The organism is Kosakonia sp. R1.Fl, assembly GCF_023516815.1.
Lineage (GTDB): Bacteria > Pseudomonadota > Gammaproteobacteria > Enterobacterales > Enterobacteriaceae > Kosakonia.
In genome coordinates this window covers 904,747-928,967 of record NZ_JAMGSQ010000001.1, presented here as the reverse complement: position 1 = coordinate 928,967, position 24,221 = coordinate 904,747, and the positions used below count along the sequence as shown (strand labels likewise).

The 24,221-nt window shown below is 55.4% G+C and carries 25 protein-coding genes and 1 pseudogene; 20 read left to right on the top strand and 6 right to left on the bottom strand.

From position 1 onward, the window contains the following. The first annotated feature begins 24 nt into the window (after positions 1–24). Positions 25–270 (top strand): sulfurtransferase TusA, encoded by a 246-nt coding sequence (gene tusA, locus M8Q36_RS04425; protein WP_025263810.1) that lies wholly within the window; start codon positions 25–27, stop codon positions 268–270. Here tusA and zntA read toward each other — a convergent pair. Further along, the gene (gene zntA / locus M8Q36_RS04420; protein WP_249880116.1) at positions 267–2,483 is read right to left on the bottom strand and encodes a Zn(II)/Cd(II)/Pb(II) translocating P-type ATPase ZntA; all 2,217 of its coding nucleotides are present in this window, start codon (positions 2,481–2,483) and stop codon (positions 267–269) included. The genes tusA and zntA overlap by 4 nt on opposite strands. 75 nt (positions 2,484–2,558) lie before the next feature. Then, a complete protein-coding gene (locus M8Q36_RS04415) occupies positions 2,559–3,185 on the bottom strand; it encodes a lysoplasmalogenase (RefSeq protein ID WP_249880115.1) in 627 nt (208 codons plus the stop codon). A gap of 129 nt (positions 3,186–3,314) precedes the next feature. On the opposite strand from M8Q36_RS04415, the gene M8Q36_RS04410 reads away from it, so the two are divergent. Further along, complete coding sequence (locus M8Q36_RS04410) at positions 3,315–3,680, top strand: DUF2500 domain-containing protein (RefSeq protein ID WP_249880114.1); 366 nt, start codon at positions 3,315–3,317, stop codon at positions 3,678–3,680. Positions 3,681–3,704: 24 nt separating this feature from the next. Here the strand turns inward: M8Q36_RS04410 and M8Q36_RS04405 are convergent, their stop codons facing one another. Both M8Q36_RS04405 and rsmD read right to left on the bottom strand, forming a co-directional pair. After that, positions 3,705–3,974 carry a DUF1145 family protein gene (locus tag M8Q36_RS04405; protein ID WP_025263811.1) on the bottom strand — a complete coding sequence of 90 codons (270 nt, stop codon included), beginning with the start codon at positions 3,972–3,974 and terminating at the stop codon, positions 3,705–3,707. Next, positions 3,964–4,566 (bottom strand): 16S rRNA (guanine(966)-N(2))-methyltransferase, encoded by a 603-nt coding sequence (gene rsmD / locus M8Q36_RS04400; protein ID WP_249880113.1) that lies wholly within the window; start codon positions 4,564–4,566, stop codon positions 3,964–3,966. Before rsmD ends, M8Q36_RS04405 begins: the two co-directional genes overlap by 11 nt. Positions 4,567–4,755: 189 nt before the next feature. On the opposite strand from rsmD, the gene ftsY reads away from it, so the two are divergent. From ftsY to M8Q36_RS04370, 6 genes are all read left to right on the top strand, one after another. Further along, positions 4,756–6,126 carry a signal recognition particle-docking protein FtsY gene (gene ftsY / locus M8Q36_RS04395; RefSeq protein ID WP_249880112.1) on the top strand — a complete coding sequence of 457 codons (1,371 nt, stop codon included), beginning with the start codon at positions 4,756–4,758 and terminating at the stop codon, positions 6,124–6,126. A gap of 2 nt (positions 6,127–6,128) precedes the next feature. Next, positions 6,129–6,797 carry a cell division ATP-binding protein FtsE gene (ftsE, locus tag M8Q36_RS04390; RefSeq protein WP_017459577.1) on the top strand — a complete coding sequence of 223 codons (669 nt, stop codon included), beginning with the start codon at positions 6,129–6,131 and terminating at the stop codon, positions 6,795–6,797. Next, a complete protein-coding gene (ftsX, locus tag M8Q36_RS04385) occupies positions 6,790–7,848 on the top strand; it encodes a permease-like cell division protein FtsX (RefSeq protein ID WP_249880111.1) in 1,059 nt (352 codons plus the stop codon). Before ftsE ends, ftsX begins: the two co-directional genes overlap by 8 nt. A gap of 267 nt (positions 7,849–8,115) precedes the next feature. Further along, positions 8,116–8,973 carry an RNA polymerase sigma factor RpoH gene (rpoH, locus tag M8Q36_RS04380; RefSeq protein ID WP_249880110.1) on the top strand — a complete coding sequence of 286 codons (858 nt, stop codon included), beginning with the start codon at positions 8,116–8,118 and terminating at the stop codon, positions 8,971–8,973. Positions 8,974–9,209: 236 nt separating this feature from the next. Beyond that, a complete protein-coding gene (locus tag M8Q36_RS04375; protein ID WP_017459574.1) occupies positions 9,210–10,475 on the top strand; it encodes a 4-aminobutyrate--2-oxoglutarate transaminase in 1,266 nt (421 codons plus the stop codon). A gap of 241 nt (positions 10,476–10,716) precedes the next feature. Further along, on the top strand, positions 10,717–11,820 hold the full coding sequence (locus tag M8Q36_RS04370) for a branched-chain amino acid ABC transporter substrate-binding protein (RefSeq protein WP_141402823.1): 1,104 nt from the start codon (positions 10,717–10,719) through the stop codon (positions 11,818–11,820). A 230-nt stretch (positions 11,821–12,050) separates the two neighbouring features. Here the strand turns inward: M8Q36_RS04370 and panM are convergent, their stop codons facing one another. Further along, positions 12,051–12,434, bottom strand: a complete 384-nt coding sequence (panM, locus tag M8Q36_RS04365) for an aspartate 1-decarboxylase autocleavage activator PanM (RefSeq protein ID WP_200551339.1) — start codon at positions 12,432–12,434, stop codon at positions 12,051–12,053. Positions 12,435–12,921: 487 nt separating this feature from the next. Between panM and livK the strand changes: the two genes are divergently transcribed. From livK to ugpQ, 12 genes and pseudogenes are all read left to right on the top strand, one after another. Then, positions 12,922–14,031: a high-affinity branched-chain amino acid ABC transporter substrate-binding protein LivK gene (gene livK, locus M8Q36_RS04360; RefSeq protein WP_249880109.1), complete on the top strand. Its 1,110-nt coding sequence runs from the start codon at positions 12,922–12,924 to the stop codon at positions 14,029–14,031. A 54-nt stretch (positions 14,032–14,085) separates the two neighbouring features. After that, positions 14,086–15,012: a high-affinity branched-chain amino acid ABC transporter permease LivH gene (gene livH, locus M8Q36_RS04355; protein WP_020455590.1), complete on the top strand. Its 927-nt coding sequence runs from the start codon at positions 14,086–14,088 to the stop codon at positions 15,010–15,012. Further along, the gene (locus tag M8Q36_RS04350; protein WP_020455589.1) at positions 15,009–16,286 is read left to right on the top strand and encodes a high-affinity branched-chain amino acid ABC transporter permease LivM; all 1,278 of its coding nucleotides are present in this window, start codon (positions 15,009–15,011) and stop codon (positions 16,284–16,286) included. The genes livH and M8Q36_RS04350 overlap by 4 nt, the downstream gene beginning before the upstream one ends. Next, positions 16,283–17,050 (top strand): high-affinity branched-chain amino acid ABC transporter ATP-binding protein LivG, encoded by a 768-nt coding sequence (gene livG / locus M8Q36_RS04345; protein WP_017459568.1) that lies wholly within the window; start codon positions 16,283–16,285, stop codon positions 17,048–17,050. Before M8Q36_RS04350 ends, livG begins: the two co-directional genes overlap by 4 nt. 1 nt (position 17,051) lies before the next feature. Next, complete coding sequence (gene livF, locus M8Q36_RS04340; protein ID WP_200551342.1) at positions 17,052–17,765, top strand: high-affinity branched-chain amino acid ABC transporter ATP-binding protein LivF; 714 nt, start codon at positions 17,052–17,054, stop codon at positions 17,763–17,765. A 287-nt stretch (positions 17,766–18,052) separates the two neighbouring features. Further along, a pseudogene (locus tag M8Q36_RS04335) lies at positions 18,053–18,121 on the top strand (DUF5431 family protein); the annotation flags it as partial. After that, positions 18,090–18,188, top strand: a complete 99-nt coding sequence (locus tag M8Q36_RS04330; RefSeq protein WP_231943034.1) for a Hok/Gef family protein — start codon at positions 18,090–18,092, stop codon at positions 18,186–18,188. The pseudogene M8Q36_RS04335 and the gene M8Q36_RS04330, both read left to right, overlap by 32 nt. A gap of 297 nt (positions 18,189–18,485) precedes the next feature. Continuing rightward, positions 18,486–19,802, top strand: coding sequence for a sn-glycerol-3-phosphate ABC transporter substrate-binding protein UgpB (gene ugpB / locus M8Q36_RS04325; protein ID WP_017459565.1), 1,317 nt, complete (start codon positions 18,486–18,488; stop codon positions 19,800–19,802). A gap of 99 nt (positions 19,803–19,901) precedes the next feature. After that, the gene (ugpA, locus tag M8Q36_RS04320) at positions 19,902–20,789 is read left to right on the top strand and encodes a sn-glycerol-3-phosphate ABC transporter permease UgpA (RefSeq protein ID WP_020455584.1); all 888 of its coding nucleotides are present in this window, start codon (positions 19,902–19,904) and stop codon (positions 20,787–20,789) included. Continuing rightward, positions 20,786–21,631 carry a sn-glycerol-3-phosphate ABC transporter permease UgpE gene (gene ugpE, locus M8Q36_RS04315; RefSeq protein ID WP_249880108.1) on the top strand — a complete coding sequence of 282 codons (846 nt, stop codon included), beginning with the start codon at positions 20,786–20,788 and terminating at the stop codon, positions 21,629–21,631. Before ugpA ends, ugpE begins: the two co-directional genes overlap by 4 nt. Positions 21,632–21,900: 269 nt before the next feature. Beyond that, a complete protein-coding gene (locus M8Q36_RS04310) occupies positions 21,901–22,974 on the top strand; it encodes a sn-glycerol-3-phosphate import ATP-binding protein UgpC (protein WP_017459562.1) in 1,074 nt (357 codons plus the stop codon). Then, positions 22,971–23,711, top strand: coding sequence for a glycerophosphodiester phosphodiesterase (ugpQ, locus tag M8Q36_RS04305; RefSeq protein ID WP_249880107.1), 741 nt, complete (start codon positions 22,971–22,973; stop codon positions 23,709–23,711). Before M8Q36_RS04310 ends, ugpQ begins: the two co-directional genes overlap by 4 nt. Here ugpQ and M8Q36_RS04300 read toward each other — a convergent pair. Beyond that, positions 23,708–24,121, bottom strand: coding sequence for a DUF2756 family protein (locus M8Q36_RS04300; protein WP_249880106.1), 414 nt, complete (start codon positions 24,119–24,121; stop codon positions 23,708–23,710). The two genes, ugpQ and M8Q36_RS04300, sit on opposite strands and share 4 nt — an antisense overlap. Positions 24,122–24,221 lie beyond the last annotated feature (100 nt).

Here is a 24,221-nt window from a genome sequence, read left to right as displayed (position 1 = left end):
GGTTTTTTCCCTTGCGAGATGAAGATGACCGATCCGTTTTCCACCGCCGACCATACGCTGGATGCTCAGGGCTTACGCTGCCCGGAGCCGGTGATGATGGTGCGCAAAACCGTACGCAATATGCAAATCGGCGAAACGTTGCTGATTATCGCCGACGATCCGGCAACCACCCGCGATATTCCCGGCTTTTGCCGTTTTATGGAACACGAGCTGGTTGCCGGGCAAACCGAGTCTTTGCCGTACCGCTATGTAGTGCGTAAAAACCATTAATCTTTGGTGTGCAACAGGCGCAGCGCGTTGGCGGTTACCAGCACCGTTGCGCCCGTATCTGCCAGCACTGCCAGCCATAGCCCGGTTATTCCCAACAGCGTTGTCACCAGAAAAATCGCTTTCAGACCGAGTGCCATAGCGATGTTCTGGCGAATATTGCTGTGCGTGGCGCGCGCCAGGCGAATCATCTGCCCCAGACCAATCAGCCGGTTATGCGTGAGCGCGGCATCGGCGGTTTCCAGCGCGACATCCGTTCCGCTCCCCATCGCGATACCGATGGTTGCGGCTTTCATCGCGGGCGCATCGTTAATGCCATCACCGACCATTGCCAGCGGGGCTTGCTGGTTGAGTGCGCGTACCGCATCGACTTTATCTTCCGGCAGCAAGCCAGCGCGGAAATCCAGCCCCAACTGACCAGCAATGGCCGCAGCGGCGCGCGGGTTGTCGCCGGTGAGGATCACGCCCTGTAAGCCGAGCGCATGCAGGGCGGCAACGGCTTCTCTGGCGTCATCGCGCAGCGTATCTTGCAAGCCGATCGTACCGATAACCTCGCCGCCGCGCTGTACCACCACCACGGTTTGCCCATGGCTCTCCTGCTGCGCAATCTGCGCCAGTACGGTGTCGTGAAGCGCGCCTTGCGGCAGTTTGTCCGGCGCGCTGATAAGCACCTGCTGCCCGTTAATCGTCGCCTCGATGCCTTTGCCCGCCAGCGCGCGCTGCCCCAGAGCCTCCGGAATCGCCAGCGCACGTCGCTGCGCTTCCTGCACAATGGCCAGCGCCAGCGGGTGGGTGGAACCCTGTTCAACCGCGGCGCTCAGCGTCAGTAATTCGGCCTCTTCAGTACCGGAAAACGGCGTGATACTGGCGACTTGTGGTTTGCCGATGGTCAGCGTGCCGGTTTTATCAAACGCCACCTGACGAATGCTGCCGAGCTGCTCCTGTGCCGCACCGCCTTTAATCAGCGCACCGCGACGTGCCGCTGCCGCAAGGCCCGAGGTGATCGCCGCCGGCGTTGAGATCACCAGCGCGCACGGACAGCCAATCAGCAGCAGCGCCAGCCCTTTGTAGATCCACGCAAGCCAGGGTTGCGCAAACAAAAGCGGTGGAACGATGGCGACCAGCAGTGCCACGGCCATGATAGCCGGGGTGTAAATGCGGCTGAAACGGTCGATAAAACGCTCAATCGGCGCGCGGCGCTCTTCTGCTTCTTCAATCAGTTTCAGAATGCGGTCAATCGCGCTTTCACCCGGTTTAGAAACCACTTCAAGCTGCACCAGACGGTCAACGCTGGTGGCACCTGCCGGAACGCTTTCACCTTCTGCGCGCTCAACCGGTACGGATTCGCCCGTTAGCGCGCTTTCGTCAAAGCTGGCAAAGGGCGAGACCAGGCGACCATCCGCAGGCAAACGCCCACCCGCCGGGACTTCAATCACATCGCCCGGTTGCAGATCGCGTGCCGCGACACGCTGGCGTTCACCGTTGCGCAGGCGTGTGGCGGTATCCGGTTTTAGCGCCATTAATGCGCTGACGCCGCGCCGCGCACGGCTGGCGGCCCAGCCTTCAAGCCGCTCGCCAATCAAAAACAGCAGCAGCACCATCGCCGCTTCTGCCGTCGCGCCAATAAACAGCGCGCCGATTGCCGCCACGCTCATTAACGTTTCGATGGCGAACCAACTGCCGCTTTTCATTAAGCGCAGCGCCTGGCGGGCAATCGGCCACAACCCAACCAGCGTGGTGGCGATAAACGCCATCTGGCCGAACGGATGGTTGACCTGTTCCAGACCCCAACTGAGCGCCATCATCGCAATTAAAAGGAGAAGCGGCAGGTTTTCGCGCAGCCGTGAAGTTTCTGGCGCCGGTGCGTTTTCGCTGCGCAGTTGATATCCGGCCTGTTGTACGGCGCGTTCGACGCGCTCACGCACATCATCTTGCGCCACGACGATAAGTTTTTCGGTGGCAAAGGCGACCTGAACCTGGCCGACGCCTTCGATCTGGCGCACCGCGTTTTCCACTTTGCGGGCGCAGGCGGCGCAATCCATACCGTCAACCTGCCAGCTATAGCGTTCGCCTTCGGCGGAAATTTCGGGTGTTTCGCGCGCATCGCAGTGGCTGTCAGCGCAGCAGGATGTCGCCTTTTCTTCAATTGGGCGCAGTTTCATCGCCGCGAATTGCGGCGCTTTTTTCAGTTCAGGCGATGAGGTGGGGGCAGGCATGGCATCCTCCGGTGAATGATAATTTTCTCATTAACCGGAGTATGCACTCTGGAGTCGACTCCAGAGTCAAGCCTTTTAAATATACAGCGAGCGGACAATCAAAAAGTGCCCGGCAAAATAGCATGCGGAAGCGATAGCGTTATCGGCGCTAAAGCGTTTGCGATAGTGGCTGCCAAGCCAGACCACGTTGCTGAGCAGCAGTAGCGATGCGCCAACGAAAGCTGACAGTGCCGGGCTGGTCGGGCGGAAAAACCACAGCTCGCCTGCCAGCCACACCATCACCAGCGTCATGGCGATAAAGGTACAGACCGCCATGCGCAGTTCTTCGAGGCGCGACCAGATCACCGCTACCAGCAGCGCGCCGATAATTAGCAACGCCACCGGCAGCGGCCAGAAGAACGAAAGCGTCATCTGGCTGGCGAAATAGATGGTATAGAGCAAATGCGCGAGGAAAAACGCGCCGATGGCATAGAGCAGTTTTTGCCGCGGCAACAGCGTGAGCGCATCACCGACCAGCGAGGCACACAGACCCGCCAGCACCAGGTAGCTAATGGCATCGAACATGGGCGCTTGCCAGGCCAGTAACAGCAGGAGTAAGAGCGTAACGGGTTTGAAAACCCAGCGCTGCCAGACCGGGCCACGATACGAAGCGTCGACATATAGCCAGGCGGAAAGGCAGACAGCAATAAATGACCACAGCATAATTAAGTCCCTGTATCTGTTATTGTTGCGTAAATCTCTCTTACTCAGTGTAGTGGCGGGAAAAGGAGGATGACAACGCTATTTCCGCCGCGATAAGCTCAATTCCGCTTTTTCCGACAGGTATTCGCTATGAGTAAACCACCGCTTTTTTTCGTTATCGCCATTGGATTGATTGTGGTTTTTGCCTCTTTCCGCTTTGTACAGCAACGGCGCGAAAAAGCCGAAAACGACAGTGCGCCGCAGCAACAAAAAAGTGTGGTGGTGAGCAACAAACGGGAAAAACCGCTTAACCCGCGCCGTTCTCGCCAGCAACAGGTTACGCCCGCAGGAACCGCCATGCGTTATGAAGTGAGTTTTAAACCGCAAGCCGGCGGGCCGGAGATGCGTTTTCGTCTGGATGAGCAGCAATATAATGCGCTGACGGTGGGCGACAGAGGCGTGCTGCGTTACCAGGGCTCGCGCTTTGTGGACTTTACGCCGGAAGCAGCCCGGTAAGCAGGACGCCACCGGGCGATGGGACTACTTCTTCTCTTTTAATTTCTTCTGCCAGATAAGCAGCTCAAACACGCCGAAGAGAAAAACACGAATTTGCTCCGCTTTGCTCATTTGCGGACCGTCTTTCGGCAGTGCCGTTTTCAGCATGGTGGCTTGCAGCGCATGCATAAAAACAGTGAAGACAAGCGCGACGTTGACGAAAATGTTCAGCGGACGCGGAAAAGGCTTAATCAGGTTCAGAATCAGAAACGCCCAGATGCAGAGCATCAACAGACGCCCGAGGTTAATCAACAGCGGCATGCTTCTCTCCTTGTGCTTCGCGGTGATACAAACGATATGCTACCTGCCCGGCGACTTTTTCCCGATGCAGTTGCCAGTGAGCGGGTACAGGCGGTAATCCCTTTTCGACTTCGCTTTCGATATAAATCAGCGCGTCGTCGGCGAGCCAGCCGTTGTTTTCCAGCAGGCGCACGGTCTCTTCCAGCATCCCTTTACGAAACGGCGGATCGATAAACGCAATATTGTGCGGCGTGCCGGGATTGGCTAAAAACGTCAGCGTGTTGGTGTTGACCACTTTCGCGTTGGCGGCTTTTAACGTGGCCAGGTTTTGCTGCAACTGCTGGGCGACACTGCGCTCCATTTCCAGCAGGGTTGCGCTGGCGGCATAGCGCGAGAGCGCTTCCAGCCCCAGCGCGCCGCTGCCGGCGAAGCAATCGAGACAGTGGGCGTCTACCATTGACGGCGCCAGCCAGTTGAATAAAGTTTCACGCACGCGATCGGTGGTCGGGCGCAGGCCGGGGCTATCCGGAACCGGTAATTTACGGCCCCGCCACTGGCCGCCAATAATGCGGATCTGGCCGGTGGCGGCGCGGGTAGGTTTCTTCATGGTTATCGCTTTGCTCATCATTTCGACCTGCTATTCTAGCGGTCTGTCGAATGACGTTAAACCCTAATCCTCAGGCCGTGATGCAAGTTGAGGAAAGTGGTAGACTATCCGACTAATTAACAAATGTTTTCAGTCCCGGCCGTGCAGACGGGCTGCGCCATGAAACAATAGCGAGGAGTGTGGTCGCCAATGGCAAATGAGAAGAAACGTGGCTTTTTTTCCTGGCTTGGCCTTGGGCAGAAAGAGAAGGCTGAAGAGGCGCAAACCGAACAGCAACCTGTAGCTGAGCAGCCGGTTGAAGAAACCCCGGTTGCCGAGCCAGCAGCCGACAGCGAAAAATTCGCCGAAGAAATTGTCGAAGTCAGCGAGCAACTGGTGCACGAAGAGGCGCCGGCGGAAGCTGTCATCGAAGAAAGCCCGGCGGTTATCGAACATGAAGAACTGCCGCTGCCGGAAGAGGTGGCTGAGCAGGAGATCGGTGCTGAAGAGTGGCAGGCGGAAGCTGAACCGCTGGAAGAAGACGATGTTCCGCTAAGCGATGAAGAGCTGGACGCGCAAGCGCTGGCCGCTGAAGCGGCGGAAGAAGCGGTGGTTGTCGTGCCGGTTGAAGAATCCGTGCAGGAGCAAGAAAAACCGACCAAAGAAGGGTTCTTCGCGCGCCTGAAGCGCAGCCTGCTTAAAACCAAAGAAAACCTCGGTTCCGGATTTATCAGTCTGTTCCGCGGGAAAAAGATCGACGATGATCTGTTCGAAGAACTGGAAGAGCAGTTGCTGATTGCCGATGTCGGGGTGGAAACCACGCGCAAAATCATCACCAATCTGACGGAAGGCGCGAGCCGCAAGCAGTTGCGCGATGCGGAAGCACTTTACGGGTTGCTGAAAGATGAGATGAGCGAGATCCTCGCCAAAGTGGATGAGCCGCTTAACATCGAAGGTAAAACTCCGTTTGTGATTTTGATGGTTGGCGTTAACGGCGTGGGTAAAACGACCACCATCGGTAAGCTGGCGCGCCAGTTTGAGCAGCAGGGTAAATCGGTGATGCTGGCGGCGGGGGACACCTTCCGCGCCGCCGCAGTTGAGCAGCTTCAGGTGTGGGGCCAGCGCAACGATATCCCGGTGATTGCCCAACATACCGGCGCGGATTCCGCTTCGGTGATTTTCGATGCTATCCAGGCGGCGAAAGCGCGCCATATCGATGTGCTGATTGCCGATACTGCAGGCCGCTTGCAGAATAAAGCGCACCTGATGGAAGAGTTGAAGAAAATTGTCCGCGTAATGAAGAAGCTGGACGAAGACGCGCCGCATGAAGTGATGCTGACGATTGATGCCAGCACCGGGCAAAATGCTATTAGCCAGGCCAAACTATTCCACGAGGCTGTCGGCTTAACCGGTATTACGCTTACCAAACTTGATGGCACCGCCAAGGGCGGCGTTATTTTCTCGGTGGCGGATCAGTTTGGCATTCCTATCCGCTACATCGGCGTCGGCGAACGTATTGAAGATTTACGTCCGTTTAATGCGGGCGATTTTATAGAGGCACTTTTTGCCCGAGAGGATTAACAATGATTCGCTTTGAACACGTCAGCAAAGCCTATCTCGGTGGGAGACAAGCGCTGCAGGGGGTGACATTTCACCTGCAGCAGGGCGAGATGGCCTTTCTGACCGGGCATTCCGGTGCGGGGAAAAGTACCCTGCTGAAGCTGATTTGTGGGATTGAGCGGCCAAGCGCCGGGAAAATCCTCTTTGGCGGCCACGATATTACCCGTTTGAAAAACCGGGAAGTGCCGTTTTTGCGTCGTCAAATCGGGATGATTTTCCAGGATCACCACCTTCTGATGGACAGAACCGTGTTCGATAACGTGGCGATCCCGCTGATTATCGCGGGTGCCAGCGGCGATGATATTCGTCGTCGCGTTTCGGCGGCGCTGGATAAAGTCGGGCTGCTCGACAAAGCGAAAAGCTTCCCGATCCAGCTCTCCGGCGGTGAACAACAGCGCGTGGGGATTGCCCGCGCGGTGGTGAACAAACCGGCCGTGCTGCTGGCGGATGAACCGACCGGTAACCTGGATGAAGCGCTGTCTGAAGGGATTTTACGTCTGTTTGAAGAGTTTAACCGCGTAGGGGTAACGGTGCTGATGGCAACGCACGATATCGGGCTGATTTCCCGTCGTTCGTACCGCATGCTGAGCCTGAGCGACGGTCATTTGCATGGAGGCCTGGCGGGTGAATAAGCGCGATGCACTAAACCACATTCGGCAGTTTGGCAGCAAATTAGACCGTTTTCGTAAATCGTCCGCGTCCTCCAGCGAGGGCAACCGTAATGCGTCGCGTCGCGGCAAAGCGCCAGTTAAGGCGCCTTCGCGAAAGAGTAACGTTTTTAACGAGCAGGTACGCTACGCCTGGCACGGTGCGTTGCAGGATCTGAAAAGCAAACCACTGGCGACGTTCCTGACGGTGATGGTCATTGCCATCTCTCTGACGCTGCCCAGCGTCTGTTACATGGTCTATAAAAACGTTAATCAGGCAGCGTCGCAGTACTATCCGTCGCCGCAGATCACCGTCTATTTCGATAAAGCGCTGGATGACAAAGCGGCGCAGCAGGTGGTGGGGCAGCTCCAGTCCGAACAGGGCGTGGAAAAGGTCAATTACCTGTCGCGTGAAGATGCGCTGGGCGAGTTCCGTAACTGGTCCGGGTTTGGCGGCGCGCTGGATATGCTCGAAGAGAACCCGCTGCCCGCCGTGGCGGTGGTGGTGCCGAAACTGGATTTCCAGAGTACCGATTCGCTGAACACATTGCGTGACCGCATTTCCCGCATTCAAGGTATTGATGAAGTGCGCATGGATGACAGCTGGTTTGCGCGGCTGGCATCGCTGACTGGCCTGGTCGGGCGCGTGGCAGCCATGATTGGTGTACTGATGGTTGCGGCCGTGTTCCTGGTGATCGGCAATAGCGTGCGGCTGAGCATTTTCGCCCGTCGCGATACCATTAACGTGCAAAAGCTGATTGGTGCAACGGACGGTTTTATCCTGCGCCCGTTCCTCTATGGCGGCGCGTTGCTCGGTTTCTCCGGCGCGTTTTTATCGCTGATCCTGTCGGAAATCCTGGTGATGCGCTTGTCGTCGGCGGTGACGGAAGTGGCGAAGGTATTCGGCACGCAGTTTGAGCTGAGCGGGCTGTCGTTTGACGAGTGCTTGCTGCTGTTGCTGGTGTGTTCGATGATTGGCTGGATTGCCGCCTGGCTGGCAACGGTTCAACATTTACGTCACTTTACTCCGGACTAAAGAATCTCTGGTATACTCTTTCCCTGCACGTGAAGTATTCCCGTAGCAGGGAAGCGTAATACCCCTTCTGAGGTTCCTTGCTCCGGTTTATCATCCTGATGTCACATTTTGTGCGTAATTTATTCACAGACCTACAAGGAACTTGTGGATAAAATCACTGTCTGATAAAAATGTGAATGCTATTCTCGTTGCTCAAAAGTGCTGGCATGTTTGTTGCCTGATGGGGACAGACCGCCGCCAGCTGATAAGTGAATTGAGAGGATTTGAATGACCAAAGAAATGCAAACTTTAGCTTTAGCCCCTGTTGGTAACCTGGAATCTTACGTCCGGGCTGCGAACGCATGGCCGATGTTGACGGCTGATGAAGAGCGGGCACTGGCTGAAAAGCTGCATTACCAGGGCGATCTGGAAGCAGCGAAAAAGCTGATTCTGTCTCACCTGCGCTTTGTTGTTCATATTGCTCGTAACTATTCGGGCTATGGTCTGCCGCAGGCGGATCTCATCCAGGAAGGTAACATTGGCCTGATGAAAGCCGTGCGTCGCTTTAACCCGGAAGTGGGTGTGCGCCTGGTCTCTTTCGCCGTGCACTGGATCAAAGCTGAGATCCACGAGTATGTGCTGCGCAACTGGCGTATTGTGAAAGTCGCGACCACCAAAGCTCAGCGTAAGCTGTTCTTTAACCTGCGCAAAGCTAAACAACGTCTTGGCTGGTTTAACCAGGACGAAGTGGAAATGGTAGCCCGTGAACTGGGCGTGACCAGCAAAGACGTGCGTGAAATGGAGTCGCGTATGGCGGCGCAGGACATGACGTTTGATATGTCTTCCGATGACGACGCGAACGATAGTCAGCCGATGGCACCAGTGCTCTATCTGCAGGATAAATCATCTAACTTTGCCGATGGCATTGAAGATGATAACTGGGAAGAGCAGGCGGCCAACAAGCTGACCGATGCGATGCAGGGGCTCGACGAACGCAGCCAGCAGATCATCCGTGCCCGTTGGCTGGACGAAGATAACAAGACCACCTTGCAGGAGCTGGCCGATCGCTACGGCGTATCCGCTGAGCGTGTGCGTCAGCTTGAAAAGAACGCAATGAAAAAACTGCGCGCCGCGATCGAAGCGTAAGCGTATTGCAGTGAATAAGCCGGGTCGGCGCAAGCCTCACCCGGCTTTTTATTATCTGAATTATCCCGCCACCACTATCTTCACATCATCACGCGTTCATTCGTCTTCTGTCACAACGCGGCAGGGAAGCTGTCCTGTCGGTGTCCCTGCGCTTGCGCGAGACTGAGTAAAACATCGCTTTATCAAAGGCGCTATATACTTGATAAGCGGGCATACACAGACAGGGGGCAATCAAGGTGAAGAACAACGAATTGAATCAGCGCCGTTTACAGGCGACGCCGCGTGGCATCGGGGTCATGTGCGGTTTTTACGCTGAAAAAGCTGAAAACGCGACGCTGTGGGATGTGGAAGGGAACGAAGTGATCGACTTTGCCGCCGGGATTGCGGTGCTTAACACCGGGCACCGGCATCCAAAAGTGATGGCGGCGGTGGAAAAACAGTTACAGGCATTTACGCATACCGCTTACCAGATTGTTCCTTACGAAAGTTATGTCTCGCTGGCGGAACGTATTAACGAACGCGTGCCGGTTGCTGGCCCGGCGAAAACGGCGTTTTTCTCGACTGGCGCCGAAGCGGTGGAAAACGCGGTTAAAATTGCCCGCGCCTATACCAAACGCCCCGGAATTATTACCTTTGGCGGCGGTTTCCACGGTCGCACTTTCATGACTATGGCGCTCACCGGCAAAGTTGCGCCGTATAAAATTGGCTTCGGCCCATTCCCCGGTTCGATTTACCACGCCCAGTATCCCAACGCGCTGCACGGTGTGAGCACTGACGAGGCGCTGAAAAGCCTGGAACGTATTTTTAAAGCGGATATCGCGCCGGATCAGGTGGCCGCCATTCTGCTGGAACCCGTACAAGGCGAGGGCGGTTTTAACGTCGCACCGAATGATTTTATGCAGGCGCTGCGCACGTTGTGCGATAGCCACGGTATTCTGCTGATCGTTGACGAAGTGCAGAGCGGTTTTGCCCGCACCGGTAAGCTCTTTGCCAGTGAATATTACGATGTGAAACCGGATTTAATCACCATGGCGAAAAGTCTCGCCGGTGGTTTGCCGCTTTCGGCGGTGGCCGGGCGTGCGGAGGTGATGGATGCGCCTGCACCGGGTGGTTTGGGCGGCACTTATGCGGGCAATCCGCTCGCTATCGCGGCGGCACATGCGGTGCTGGACGTGATTGAAGAAGAAAATCTCTGCGAACGGGCGAACCATCTGGGTCAACATCTGGTGGAAGTGCTGAACCGCGCAAAAGCGCAATGCCCCTATATCGCTGATATCCGTGCACAGGGCTCCATGGTGGCGGTGGAATTTAACGATCCGCAAACCGGCGCGCCATCTGCTGAATTTACTAAACAGGTGCAGGAAAAAGCGCTGGCGGACGGGCTGCTGTTGCTGAGCTGCGGGGTTTACGGCAACGTTATTCGCTTCCTCTACCCGTTAACCATTCCGGAAGTTCAGTTCCGCAAGGCGCTGGATATTCTCTCCCAGTCGCTGACGGATTAATTATTCAGCCGCCTGATGGGCGGCTTTCTCATTTTCTGTCATCGGTCTGTCGTACAACCTTCAAAATTGTTATTCCATATTCCGAAAAATGGGGTATGTTTTAGCAGAGTATGCTGCTCAGGCACGGGCAGAACGGCTAAAAACTACTATCATATTCTTTGCTTATGATAATAAGCGAAATAATGTGCCACACAACAACATCACAACAAATGCAATAACCATAACAATGGGGAAACTCAGGATGAAAATGAAGGGCAAAGCGTTACTGGCAGGATGTATTGCGTTAGCAATGAGCAACGTGGCATTCGCCAAAGATATCAAAGTTGCCGTTGTCGGGGCGATGTCCGGTCCGGTTGCGCAGTACGGTGACCAGGAGTTTACCGGCGCTGAACAAGCTATCGCCGACATTAATGCCAAAGGTGGAATCAAAGGCGACAAACTGGTTGCAGTAAAATATGACGATGCCTGTGACCCGAAACAAGCGGTGGCGGTCGCCAACAAAGTGGTCAATGACGGCATTAAATACGTTATCGGCCACCTCTGCTCCTCTTCTACCCAGCCGGCGTCGGATATCTACGAGGACGAAGGCATTCTGATGATCACGCCTGCGGCGACAGCGCCTGAGCTGACCGCGCGTGGTTACAAACTGACACTGCGCACCACCGGCCTGGATTCTGACCAGGGCCCGACCGCGGCGAAATATATTCTGGAGAAAGTGAAGCCGCAGCGCATCGCCGTTATCCATGACAAACAGCAGTACGGTGAAGGTCTGGCGCGTGCAGTTCAGGACGGGCTGAAAAAAGGCGGCGCGAACGTGGTGTTCTTCGACGGTATCACTGCCGGTGAAAAAGACTTCTCTACGCTGGTTGCGCGCCTGAAAAAAGAGAATATTGACTTCGTTTACTACGGTGGTTACCACCCGGAAATGGGGCAGATCCTGCGTCAGTCTCGTGCCGCTGGCCTGAAAACCCAGTTTATGGGGCCGGAAGGCGTAGCGAACGTTTCCCTGTCTAACATCGCCGGTGAATCCGCAGAAGGTATGCTGGTCACCAAACCGAAAAACTATGATCAGGTTCCGGCGAACAAACCGATTGTGGATGCGATCAAAGCGAAGAAACAGGATCCAAGTGGTGCGTTTGTATGGACCACTTACGCTGCGCTGCAATCACTGGCTGCAGGCTTGGGGCAGTCTGCCGATCCGGCGGCTATCGCAACCTGGCTGAAAGGCCATTCAGTGGATACCGTAATGGGGCCGCTCTCCTGGGATGAGAAGGGCGATCTGAAAGGTTTTGAATTCGGTGTCTTCACCTGGCATGCGAACGGTACAGCAACTGACGCTAAGTGATTTCCTGGGCTGAGCGTCGTCTTTCGCGCCTCAGTGGCGTTGGCTGCACGCACTCACCCCGGTCACTGACTTCAGTAAGCTCCCGGTGATGAGGGAACTTACCGCTTTCCTGCGAGGCGAAAATCCAGGTCCGAACTAATTGAAAAAGCCGGGAGAATCCCGGCTTTTTTTCTTTTTTGAAGGCAGGTCTGTTAAGCGTCGCGCCACCAGGCACATCCACAGTGCGGGCTTTATCGTTTTTCCCAGCCGTTTTCCTGCGCGGTAAATCCCAGTCTCTGGGTGAAGGCAGCCATTACGGCCCGGTCTTCGACGCCAATATCGGCTATCCACCAACTGGTGATCGATGGGTTATCACGCATCACTTCTTCCACCAGATATTGCCCCACGCCGCGACGACGAGTGATATCGCGCACGCGCAGGGAATCCAGCGCCCCTTCGACGCCGAGTAGCGTCACGCGAACGGCAGCCAGCAGACGGTCATTAAAACGCGCCGCGTAGATACGGTGAGTGTCATCCACGTCAAGCGATGCAGAGGAGTATTCCGGCCAGACTTTCGCTAAATCAATATGATCCTGTTCGGTGAAGGTCACCAGCCGGACGATAGTCAATTTCATGTACAGCTTGTCCAAAACGCAAAACATAGTGTGAGTGTAATCAATTTCGCATGGCAGGGTTTGATCGTTTTTTATTTTTCATTCGACAGGTGAATAATTTTGCCGCAGCGGTTGGCGTAGTGTTAAACATTGGAGATCGAAAAACAGGCAGGATTTTAACCTAATTGGTAGCGTTTTATTCCGCTTTATATGCCGTTATTTTATGCTGGAGTCGGGGCTTTTTTTGTTTATCTCAGAAGAAATACAGAATATTATCTCTGCTTAATAGCCTGAAAAATAGAGGATTTAGTCTGGTTTTTGCTAAAAAACTGCGCTAAACCATTAAAGGCACTGGTAAAAATAGCGTTGTGCATTAAAAGTACAGAATGCTTTTTAACCATAATAAAACAAAATTATTACACGAATAATTCAGGCAACAGCAAGCCAACGTTCCGGCTGCCTGAGGCAGGAAGTGTAAACACGACATCACGAATGGGGATTTACAACAATGAAAAGGAACGCGAAGACATTAATCGCGGGGATAGTAGCACTTGCGATGTCTCACGCGGCCATGGCGAAGGATATTAAGATAGCGGTTGTCGGTGCGATGTCCGGTCCGGTTGCCCAGTGGGGCGATATGGAGTTCAACGGTGCGCGCCAGGCTATCCACGATATTAACGCTAAGGGCGGGATCAAGGGCGATAAACTGGTCGCCGAGGAATATGACGACGCCTGTGACCCAAAACAAGCTGTTGCCGTGGCGAATAAAATCGTCAATGACGGTGTGAAATATGTAATTGGCCATCTTTGCTCATCATCAACACAGCCCGCATCGGACATCTACGAAGACGAAGGTATCCTGATGATCACGCCCGGTGCGACCAACCCGGAGCTGACGCAGCGCGGCTATCAACACATTATGCGTACCGCCGGGCTGGACTCCTCCCAAGGGCCGACCGCCGCGAAGTACATCCTGAACACCGTGAAACCGCAGCGTATTGCCATCATTCACGATAAGCAGCAGTACGGCGAAGGCCTTGCTCGCTCCGTGCAGGAAGGGCTGAAGGCGGGCGGTGCGAATGTGGTGTTCTTCGATGGCATCACCTCCGGTGAGAAGGATTTTTCTGCGCTGGTGTCGCGTTTGCAAAAAGAAAATATCGACTTTGTCTACTACGGTGGTTACTACCCGGAGATGGGACAAATCCTGCGCCAGGCGCGCGCCAGCGGTCTGAAAACCCAGTTTATGGGACCGGAAGGCGTGGGCAACGCCTCGCTGTCGAATATCGCGGGGGATGCGGCAGAAGGCATGCTGGTGACGATGCCGAAGCGTTATGACCAGGATCCGGCGAACCAGAGTATTGTCGATGCGCTGAAAGCCGAGAAGAAAGATCCGAGCGGCCCGTATGTGTGGATCACCTACGCCGCCGTGCAATCGCTGGCCACCGCGCTGGAGCGTACCGGCAGCAGTGAGCCACTGGCACTGATTAAAGATTTAAAAGCCAACGGGGCTAAAACCGTGATTGGGCCGCTGAACTGGGATGAAAAAGGCGATCTGAAAGGATTTGAATTCGGTGTCTTCCAATGGCACGCCGATGGTTCGTCGTCCGTGGCGAAATAACTGTCATCCCTCTCCCGGGGCGCAATGTTTCGGGAGATTTTAGAAGGTTACGTTATGTCCGAGCAGTTTCTCTATTTCTTGCAGCAGATGTTTAACGGCGTCACGCTGGGAAGCACCTACGCATTGATCGCCATTGGTTACACCATGGTTTACGGCATTATCGGCATGATCAACTTCGCCCACGGCGAGGTTTATATGATCGGCAGTTATGTCTCCTTTATGATCATCGCCGCGCTGATGATGATGGGTATCGACTCCAGCTGGCTGCTGGTCGCGGCCGGCTTCGTCGGCGCCATTATCATTGCCAGCGCTTATGGCTGGAGTATCGAGCGAGTGGCCTATCGGCCGGTGCGCAACTCCAAACGCCTGATTGCGCTGATTTCCGCCATCGGCATGTCTATTTTCCTGCAAAACTACGTCAGCCTGACCGAAGGCTCCCGCGATGTGGCGCTACCAAGCCTGTTTAATGGGCAGTGGGTTGTCGGCAGCAGCGAAAACTTCTCTGCGGCGATCACCACTATGCAACTGGTTATCTGGATTGTGACCTTCGTTGCCATGCTGGCGCTGACGCTGTTCATCCGCTATTCCCGTATGGGGCGCGCCTGTCGCGCCTGTGCGGAAGACCTGAAAATGGCAAGTCTGTTGGGTATCAACACTGACCGTGTTATCGCGCTGACTTTTGTGATCGGCGCGGCTATGGCGGCGGTGGCGGGCGTGCTGCTTGGCCAGTTCTATGGCGTTATCAACCCGTATATCGGTTTTATGGCCGGGATGAAAGCATTTACCGCCGCGGTGCTGGGCGGTATCGGTAGCATTCCGGGCGCGATGATCGGCGGCCTGATCCTGGGTGTCGCAGAATCCCTCTCTTCGGCGTATCTGAGCACCGAATACAAAGATGTGGTGTCGTTCGCGCTGTTGATTGTGGTGCTGCTGGTGATGCCGACCGGCATCCTCGGTCGCCCGGAGGTTGAAAAAGTATGAAACCGATGCATTTTGCGATGGCGCTGCTCTCAGCGGCGATGTTTTTCATCCTGGCGAGCGTCTTTATGGGCGTTCAACTGGAGCTGAACGGCACCAAACTGGTGGTTGATACTGCGGCGGATATTCGCTGGCAGTGGATCTTTATCGGCACGGCGGTGGTGTTTTTCTTCCAGTTGCTGCGGCCTGTATTCCAGAAAAGCCTGAAGGGCGTTTCCGGGCCGAAATTCGTGCTGCCGGCAATTGATGGCTCTACGCTCAAACAGAAGTTGTTCCTGTTGGCGCTGCTGGTGATTGCGGTGGCGTGGCCGTTTGTCGTTTCACGCGGCACGGTGGATATCGCCACCATGACGATGATCTATATCATCCTTGGCCTCGGCCTGAACGTGGTGGTCGGGCTTTCTGGTTTGCTGGTGCTGGGTTACGGCGGTTTCTATGCCATCGGTGCATATACCTTCGCACTGCTGAACCACTATTACGGTCTGGGTTTCTGGACGTGCCTGCCGCTGGCGGGGCTGGTTTCTGCTGCCGCCGGTTTCCTGCTCGGTTTCCCGGTGCTTCGACTGCGCGGCGATTACCTGGCGATTGTGACGCTGGGCTTCGGCGAAATCGTCCGTATCCTGTTGTTGAATAACACCGAAATCACCGGCGGCCCGAACGGTATTAGCCAGATCCCCAAACCGACCCTGTTCGGTCTGGAGTTCAGCCGTACTGCCCGTGAAGGTGGTTGGGACACGTTCAGCAACTTCTTCCATGTGGAATACGATCCCAGTGACCGTGTGGTGTTCCTCTACCTGGTGGCGTTGCTGCTGGTGGTGCTGACGCTGTTTGTGATTAACCGTCTGCTACGCATGCCGCTGGGGCGCGCGTGGGAAGCGCTGCGTGAAGATGAAATCGCCTGCCGCTCGCTCGGCCTGAACCCAACACGCATTAAGCTGACGGCCTTTACCATCAGCGCCGCGTTCGCCGGTTTTGCCGGTACGCTGTTTGCCGCGCGCCAGGGCTTTGTCAGCCCGGAATCGTTCACCTTCGCCGAATCGGCATTTGTGCTGGCGATTGTGGTATTGGGTGGTATGGGCTCGCAGTTTGCGGTGATCCTCGCGGCTATCCTGCTGGTGGTTTCCCGCGAGTTGATGCGTGACTTTAATGAATACAGCATGTTGATGCTGGGTGGTTTGATGGTACTGATGATGATCTGGCGTCCGCAAGGCTTGCTGCCGATGACCCGTCCGCAGTTGAAATTGAAAAACGGGCAAGCGAAAGGAGAGCAGGCATGAGTCAGCCACTGTTATCCGTAAACGGTTTGATGATGCGCTTTGGCGGTCTGCTGGCTGTCAACAATGTGTCGTTAGAGCTGCGCCCGCAGGAGATCGTTTCGCTGATTGGCCCGAACGGCGCGGGCAAAACCACCGTGTTTAACTGCCTGACCGGTTTCTATAAACCGACGGGCGGCACCATTATGCTGCGTGACCAGCACCTGGAAGGGCTGCCGGGACAGCAAATCGCCCGTATGGGCGTGGTGCGGACTTTCCAGCATGTGCGTCTGTTTCGCGAAATGACGGTGATTGAAAATCTGCTGGTAGGGCAGCATCAGCAGCTCAAAACCGGAGTTTTCTCCGGCCTGTTGAAAACGCCGGCGTTTCGTCGTGCGCAGAGTGAAGCGCTGGATCGCGCCGCAACCTGGCTGGATCGCATTGGTTTGTTAGCGCACGCTAACCGTCAGGCCAGCAACCTCGCTTATGGCGATCAACGCCGTCTGGAGATTGTGCGCTGCATGGTGACACAGCCGGAAATCCTGATGCTCGATGAACCGGCGGCCGGTCTGAACCCAAAAGAGACCAAAGAGCTGGACGAGCTGATTGTCGAACTGCGTAACCATCACAACACTACCATCCTGCTGATTGAGCATGATATGAAGCTGGTGATGGGGATTTCCGACCGGATTTATGTCGTGAACCAGGGCACGCCGCTGGCGAACGGGACGCCGGAAGAGATTCGTAACAACCCGGACGTGATCCGCGCATACCTTGGTGAGGCATAAGATGGAAAAGGCGATGTTATCTTTTGACAAAGTTAGCGCTCACTACGGCAAAATCCAGGCGCTGCATGATGTCAGCCTGCATATTAACCAGGGCGAGATCGTGACGCTGATTGGTGCCAACGGCGCGGGGAAAACCACGTTGCTCGGTACGCTGTGCGGCGATCCGCGCGCCAGCAGCGGACGCATTGTGTTTGATGGCAAAGACATTACCGACTGGCAGACCGCGAAAATTATGCGCGAAGCCGTGGCAATTGTGCCGGAAGGCCGCCGCGTCTTTTCACGGATGACCGTGGAAGAGAACCTGGCGATGGGCGGTTTTTTCGCCGACCGCGAGCAGTATCAGACGCGTATTCAACGGGTTTATGAACTGTTTCCGCGCCTGCACGAGCGCCGCATACAGCGGGCTGGCACTATGTCCGGCGGCGAGCAGCAGATGCTGGCGATTGGCCGCGCGCTGATGAGCCAGCCGCGTTTGTTACTGCTGGATGAACCTTCGCTGGGTCTTGCGCCGATCATTATTCAGCAAATTTTCGACACCATTGAGCAACTGCGAAAAGAGGGCATGACCATCTTCCTGGTGGAGCAGAACGCTAACCAGGCGCTGAAGCTCGCCGATCGCGGGTATGTACTGGAAAACGGCCATGTAGTGCTGGAAGACACCGGCGACGCGTTACTGGCGAACGAAGCGGTGCGCAGCGCTTACCTGGGCGGGTAACTTGTTGATGTAATAGCATTTAAACCGGTCTCGCAAGGGCCGGTTTTTTTGTCTTAAAAACGTTTTCCTGCGATGCGACCAGACGGCTTGATGGGATATGATGCGGGTGGCGCTTGAGGCTTTTGCCTCATGACGGTAAAAAGTTGTGCGGCAGAAAGAAGAAAGCCCCGAAGGTCATTTTTCAATTAACCAACGAGGCCTGTCTATATGCTCGACACATGTAGAGTAGCCTCTTACCCGCCGAAAGGCAAGGAGCCGCAGGTTATGAAGCTACCGCAAGGAACCCTTATCTGGTGCGTGTTTATCGTGTGTTTCACACTGCTGATATTCACTTATCTGACACGGAAATCGCTGTGCGAAATTCGTTACAAAGATGGGTTCCGCGAGGTCGCGGCTTTCATGGCTTACGAATCCGGTAAGTAGCAACCTGGAGGCAGGGAGAAATCCCTGCCTTTTCAGGGGAAACGGTAATGTGCATACCTCTAAGCGCCTTTATAAAGGGCTTCTCAGTTTAACAGGGAAGCCCTTTTTCCTTTCTAAAGCGCGACGGCCACCCCGTTAACCGCCATTTTTCCTTCACCGTACCATCATCCTGGCGACATTTTCCTGACGCCTGGCTGTCATCTATTTGTAATTAAATGGTTATTTTTCTGTAATTCGAGCATGTCATGTTACCTCGCGAGCATAAAATCGCGCATCCGCATAACAAGAGAGAGCACAATGACAACGTTACGACATACAGCTTTGGGTCTGGCGATGGGGTTAGTCTTTGCAGGTAACGCCATGGCGGTAACCACCATTCCGTTCTGGCATTCGATGGAAGGGGAGTTAGGTAAAGAAGTTGACTCCCTGGCGCAACGTTTCAATGACACCCACCCGGATTACAAAATCGTACCGATCTATAAAGGCAACTACGAGCAGAGCCTGAGCGCGGGTATCGCTGCCTTCCGTACCGGTAACGCACCGGCGATTTTGCAGGTTTATGAAGTCGGTACCGCCACCATGATGGCGTCTAAAGCGATCAAACCGGTCTACCAGGTGTTTAAAGACGCGGGCATCAACTTTGATGAAAGCCAGTTTGTGCCGACCGTTGCGGGTTACTACACCGATTCTAAAACGGGTCATTTGCTCTCTCAGCCGTTCAACAGCTCTACGCCAGTGCTGTATTACAACAAAGATGCCTTTAAAAAAGCGGGTCTGAACCCGGATCAGCCGCCGAAAACCTGGCAGGATCTGGCCGAATACACCGCCAAGCTGAAAGCAGCCGGGATGAAATGCGGCTACGCCAGCGGCTGGCAGGGCTGGATCCAGATTGAGAACTTCAGCGCCTGGCATGGCCTGCCGGTTGCGACCAAAAACAACGGCTTTGACGGTACTGACGCGGTACTGGAGTTCAATAAGCCGGAGCAGGTGAAACACATCGCCATGCTGGAAGAGCTGAACAAAAAAGGCGATTTCAGCTACTTCGGGCGTAAAGATGAGTCCACTGAGAAGTTCTATAACGGCGACTGCGCCATTACTACTGCCTCTTCTGGTTCGCTGGCAGATATTCGCCATTACGCCAAATTCAATTATGGCGTTGGCATGATGCCGTATGACGCCACCGTGAAAGGTGCGCCGCAGAACGCCATCATTGGCGGCGCAAGCCTGTGGGTGATGCAGGGTAAAGACAATGCCACTTACAAAGGCGTTGCCCAGTTCCTCGACTTCCTGGCGAAACCGGAAAACGCAGCGGAGTGGCACCAGAAAACTGGCTACCTGCCGATCACTACCGCAGCGTACGATCTGACGCGTAAAGAGGGCTTCTATGACAAGAACCCGGGCGCAGATATCGCTACGCGTCAGATGCTGAACAAGCCGCCGTTGGCGTTCACCAAAGGTCTGCGTCTGGGCAACATGCCGCAGATCCGTACCATTGTTGATGAAGAGCTGGAAAGCGTGTGGACCGGTAAGAAAACCCCGCAACAGGCGCTCGATTCCGCCGTTGAGCGTGGTAACCAGTTGCTGCGCCGCTTCGAGCAGTCAACCAAGTCTTGATGTAGCGCTTTGCCGGGGAAGATGCACTTACCCCGCAGACAAACACGGCCTACTTTACGGTAGGCCGTTGCTATCCGGCCTATCTGAAAAGAGTTGCTTATGTCCTCATCCCGTCCGGTGTTTCGTTCGCGCTGGCTCCCATACGTGTTAGTAGCGCCGCAGCTGGCGATCACCATTATTTTCTTTATCTGGCCTGCGGCTGAAGCGCTGTGGTATTCGGTACAAAGTGTCGATCCCTTCGGCCTCTCCAGCCAGTTTGTCGGGCTGGATAATTTCGTCGCGCTGTTTCACGACAGCTATTACCTGGACTCTTTCTGGACCACCATGCGCTTTAGCGCGTGGGTGACGTTCAGCGGCCTGCTGGTTTCCCTGTTTTTTGCCGCGCTGGTGGATAACGTGGTGCGCGGCAGCCGCATTTATCAAACGCTGATGCTGCTGCCCTACGCCGTTGCGCCAGCGGTTGCCGCTGTGCTGTGGATTTTTCTCTTTAACCCCGGTCGCGGCTTGCTTACCCATTTTCTGGCGCAGTTTGGCTATGACTGGAACCATGCGCAAAACAGCGGCCAGGCCATGTTCCTCGTGGTTTTTGCTTCGGTATGGAAGCAGATCAGCTACAACTTCCTGTTCTTCTTTGCCGCTTTGCAGTCAATTCCGCGCTCATTGGTTGAAGCCGCCGCCATTGACGGTGCCGGGCCGATCCGTCGCTTCTTCAAATTGTCACTGCCGCTCATTGCGCCGGTGAGTTTTTTCCTGCTGGTGGTTAACCTGGTGTACGCCTTTTTTGACACGTTCCCGGTGATCGACGCCGCGACAGCCGGTGGCCCGGTTCAGGCGACGACGACGCTGATTTATAAAATTTACCGCGAAGGTTTCGCCGGGTTGGATCTCTCCACGTCTGCGGCACAGTCGGTGGTGCTGATGTTTTTGGTGATAGTGCTGACGGTGGTCCAGTTCCGTTATGTTGAAAGTAAGGTGCGCTACCAATGATTGAGAATCGCCCCGGGCTGACGTTATTCAGCCATATCATGCTTATTCTCGGGATTGCGGTGGTGCTGTTCCCACTGTATGTCGCCTTCGTAACGGCGACGCTGGATATCAACGCCGTGTACGACACGCCCATGACGCTTGTCCCCGGCACCCACTTGTGGGAGAACCTGCGCAACATCTGGGTCAAGGGTATTGGCGCGAATAGCGCGCCGTTCTGGTTGATGCTGAGCAACAGCTTCATCATGGCGTTTGTCATCACCGTCGGCAAAATCGCCGTATCGATGCTCTCTGCCTTCGCCATTGTCTGGTTCCGCTTTCCGCTGCGTAACCTCTTCTTCTGGATGATCTTCTGCACACTGATGCTGCCGGTTGAGGTGCGTATTTTCCCAACGGTGGAAGTGATTGCGAACCTGAAAATGCTCGACAGCTACACCGGTTTGACGCTGCCGCTGATGGCCTCCGCAACAGCAACGTTTTTGTTCCGCCAGTTCTTTATGACCTTGCCGGACGAGTTGATGGAAGCCGCGCGAATTGATGGCGCATCGCCAATGCGTTTTTTCCGTGACATCGTGTTGCCGTTGTCAAAAACCAACCTCGCGGCGCTGTTCGTCATCACCTTTATCTACGGCTGGAACCAGTATTTGTGGCCGCTGCTGATCATCAGCGACGTCAATCTTGGCACCGCCGTGGCGGGGGTAAAAAGCATGATTGCCAGCGGTGAAAGCACCACGCAATGGAACCAGGTCATGGCAGCGATGTTGCTGACGTTGATCCCCCCGGTCGTTATCGTTTTAGCCATGCAGCGCGCCTTTGTGCGTGGCCTGGTCGACAGTGAGAAGTAGGTTGTATCCCTTGATTGTGCGTGACGTCGACGCTGAGCCGAAATCGTGTAATCAAGGCGGAGGATGATGGACATAGTGGGCCTATGTCCAAATCCGACAACGTAGAGTACGCGGTTTCGGCACGCGTCCCGAAGGACTGGGGCCATTTTTGCCCAAAGCTGCGTTACTCGCGTTTTATTTGGGCCCACCAAACTTCGCCGCTCGCGCCTTGCCTTGGGCAAAAATGGCCGCCAGCGACGTTCACGAACAATCAAGAGATGCAACCTTATATGGCAGGATTAAAATTACAAGCGGTCACCAAGAGTTGGGACAGCGGCAAAACCCAGGTGATCCAGCCGCTGACGCTGGATGTCGCCGATGGTGAGTTTATTGTGATGGTTGGCCCGTCGGGCTGTGGTAAATCAACGCTACTGCGCATGGTCGCAGGCCTGGAGCGCGTAACCAGCGGGGATATTTGGATTGATACCCAGCGCGTCACCGAAATGGAACCCAAAGATCGCGGTATTGCGATGGTGTTCCAGAACTATGCGCTCTACCCGCACATGAGTGTGGAAGAGAATATGGCGTGGGGGCTGAAAATTCGCGGCATGGGTAAAGAGCATATCGCCGGGCGTGTCGCGGAAGCGGCGCGTATTCTTGAATTAGAGGGCCTGTTAAAACGCCGCCCGCGCGAACTCTCTGGTGGCCAGCGCCAGCGTGTGGCGATGGGCCGTGCGATTGTCCGCGATCCGGCGGTGTTTCTCTTCGATGAACCGCTTTCCAACCTCGATGCTAAGTTGCGCGTACAGATGCGCCTTGAGCTGCAACAGCTGCATCGCCGCCTGAACACCACTTCGCTGTATGTTACTCACGATCAGGTGGAAGCCATGACGCTGGCGCAGCGCGTGCTGGTGATGAATAAAGGCGTGGCGGAGCAAATCGGTACGCCGGTTGAGGTGTATGAAAAACCCGCCAGCCGCTTTGTGGCGAGCTTTATCGGTAGCCCGGCGATGAACCTGCTTGATGGCCGTATCAGCAGCGCCGGTACGCACTTTGAACTGGAGAGCGGCATGGCGCTGCCGATCAACTGGTACTATCGCGGGTATGCAGGCCGCAAGATGACGCTGGGTATCCGCCCGGAACATATTGCGCTAAGCTCACAGGCCGCAGGCGGTGTACCGCTGGTGATGGACACGCTGGAGATCCTCGGCGCGGATAACTTAGCGCATGGTCGCTGGGGCGAGCAGAAACTGGTGGTGCGTTTGTCGCATCAGGATCGCCCGACAGCGGGCAGCACGCTGTGGCTCCATCTGCCGGAAAATCACCTGCACTTATTTGATGGTGAAACAGGACAACGAGTATGAGCAACTGGCCATATCCCCACATTGTCGCCCATCGCGGCGGCGGTAAACTGGCACCGGAAAACACACTGGCCGCCATTGATGTTGGCGCGCGTTACGGGCACACGATGATTGAGTTCGATGCCAAGCTGTCGAAAGATGGGCAGATTTTCCTGCTGCATGACGACAATCTGGAGCGTACCAGTAACGGTTGGGGCGTCGCGGGTGAACTGGCGTGGAACGATCTGCTGAAAGTGGATGCGGGTGGCTGGTTCAGCGGTGAATTCAAAGGCGAACCGCTGCCGCTGCTTTCTGAAGTGGCCGAGCGCTGCCGCCAGCACGGCATGATGGCGAATATCGAAATTAAACCGACCACTGGCACCGGGGCGCTCACCGGTAAAGTGGTGGCGCTGGCCGCGCGCGAGCTGTGGGACGGAATGACACCGCCGCTGCTTTCATCGTTTGAAATTGACGCGCTGGAAGCGGCACAACAAGCTGCGCCGGAACTGCCGCGTGGTCTGCTGCTTGATGAGTGGCGCGATGACTGGCAGGCGCTCACTGAGCGGTTGGGCTGCGTGTCGATCCATCTGAACCATAAACTGCTGGATGAAGCCCGCGTGCGTATGCTACGCGATGCGGGCTTGCGCATCCTGGTCTATACCGTCAATCAGCCCGCACGGGCGGCGGAACTTCTGCGCTGGGGCGTTGACTGCATCTGCACCGATAAAATCGACGATATCGGGCCGCACTTCCAGTACTAAGGTGTTGTCGACGGCGATGTGCTTTGCAGCATGTCGCCGTTTTGCGTTTGCGGCAGCATATGTTGCTGCGTCATACCGCTGCTAGTTGTTCCCCCGCTGAGCATCCCGGGACTGTTGTTGGGGAGCACTTGCTGGCCGCCGGGATTGAACTCCCCCGGCTGCGCCTGCCTTACCCGTTGGGAATTGTTATTCATCTGCATCTGCAATTGTTGCTGTTGTAGCTGGGTTTGCGTCTGCATCTGCTGTTTCAGCATTCCTTGATGCTGTTGCTGCTGGTTGAGCATCTGCGTCTGCATCCGCTGCTGGCTTGGGATCACATACCCAGGCTGGTGCGGATCATTGGTGGTGTTTAATGACTGTGCGAAAGCGCTAAAGGGCAGCAGCGCCGCCAGAATCAGTAATCGTTTCATCGTCCTGTCCTCCATTGAGGTTTCCTATCAGTTTACTCGCTTTCATTCGTGACAATGCATTTTTAAGAGTTGTGAACCAGGCTTAAGCGGGGACTGTAGC

Excerpts from the sequence above, each read along its gene's own strand:
- M8Q36_RS04370 (WP_141402823.1), top strand. The coding sequence starts at position 10,717 with ATGAAAATGAAGGGCAAAGCGTTACTGGCAGGATGTATTGCGTTAGCA.
- M8Q36_RS04410 (WP_249880114.1), top strand. The coding sequence starts at position 3,315 with ATGAGTAAACCACCGCTTTTTTTCGTTATCGCCATTGGATTGATTGTG.
- M8Q36_RS04310 (WP_017459562.1), top strand. The coding sequence starts at position 21,901 with ATGGCAGGATTAAAATTACAAGCGGTCACCAAGAGTTGGGACAGCGGC.
- panM (WP_200551339.1), bottom strand. The coding sequence starts at position 12,434 with ATGAAATTGACTATCGTCCGGCTGGTGACCTTCACCGAACAGGATCAT.
- M8Q36_RS04300 (WP_249880106.1), bottom strand. The coding sequence starts at position 24,121 with ATGAAACGATTACTGATTCTGGCGGCGCTGCTGCCCTTTAGCGCTTTC.
- ugpE (WP_249880108.1), top strand. The coding sequence starts at position 20,786 with ATGATTGAGAATCGCCCCGGGCTGACGTTATTCAGCCATATCATGCTT.
- livF (WP_200551342.1), top strand. The coding sequence starts at position 17,052 with ATGGAAAAGGCGATGTTATCTTTTGACAAAGTTAGCGCTCACTACGGC.
- ugpA (WP_020455584.1), top strand. The coding sequence starts at position 19,902 with ATGTCCTCATCCCGTCCGGTGTTTCGTTCGCGCTGGCTCCCATACGTG.
- livG (WP_017459568.1), top strand. The coding sequence starts at position 16,283 with ATGAGTCAGCCACTGTTATCCGTAAACGGTTTGATGATGCGCTTTGGC.
- rpoH (WP_249880110.1), top strand. The coding sequence starts at position 8,116 with ATGACCAAAGAAATGCAAACTTTAGCTTTAGCCCCTGTTGGTAACCTG.
- rsmD (WP_249880113.1), bottom strand. The coding sequence starts at position 4,566 with ATGAAGAAACCTACCCGCGCCGCCACCGGCCAGATCCGCATTATTGGC.
- tusA (WP_025263810.1), top strand. The coding sequence starts at position 25 with ATGACCGATCCGTTTTCCACCGCCGACCATACGCTGGATGCTCAGGGC.
- ugpQ (WP_249880107.1), top strand. The coding sequence starts at position 22,971 with ATGAGCAACTGGCCATATCCCCACATTGTCGCCCATCGCGGCGGCGGT.
- M8Q36_RS04350 (WP_020455589.1), top strand. The coding sequence starts at position 15,009 with ATGAAACCGATGCATTTTGCGATGGCGCTGCTCTCAGCGGCGATGTTT.
- ugpB (WP_017459565.1), top strand. The coding sequence starts at position 18,486 with ATGACAACGTTACGACATACAGCTTTGGGTCTGGCGATGGGGTTAGTC.
- zntA (WP_249880116.1), bottom strand. The coding sequence starts at position 2,483 with ATGCCTGCCCCCACCTCATCGCCTGAACTGAAAAAAGCGCCGCAATTC.
- livK (WP_249880109.1), top strand. The coding sequence starts at position 12,922 with ATGAAAAGGAACGCGAAGACATTAATCGCGGGGATAGTAGCACTTGCG.
- M8Q36_RS04415 (WP_249880115.1), bottom strand. The coding sequence starts at position 3,185 with ATGCTGTGGTCATTTATTGCTGTCTGCCTTTCCGCCTGGCTATATGTC.
- ftsE (WP_017459577.1), top strand. The coding sequence starts at position 6,129 with ATGATTCGCTTTGAACACGTCAGCAAAGCCTATCTCGGTGGGAGACAA.
- livH (WP_020455590.1), top strand. The coding sequence starts at position 14,086 with ATGTCCGAGCAGTTTCTCTATTTCTTGCAGCAGATGTTTAACGGCGTC.
- ftsY (WP_249880112.1), top strand. The coding sequence starts at position 4,756 with ATGGCAAATGAGAAGAAACGTGGCTTTTTTTCCTGGCTTGGCCTTGGG.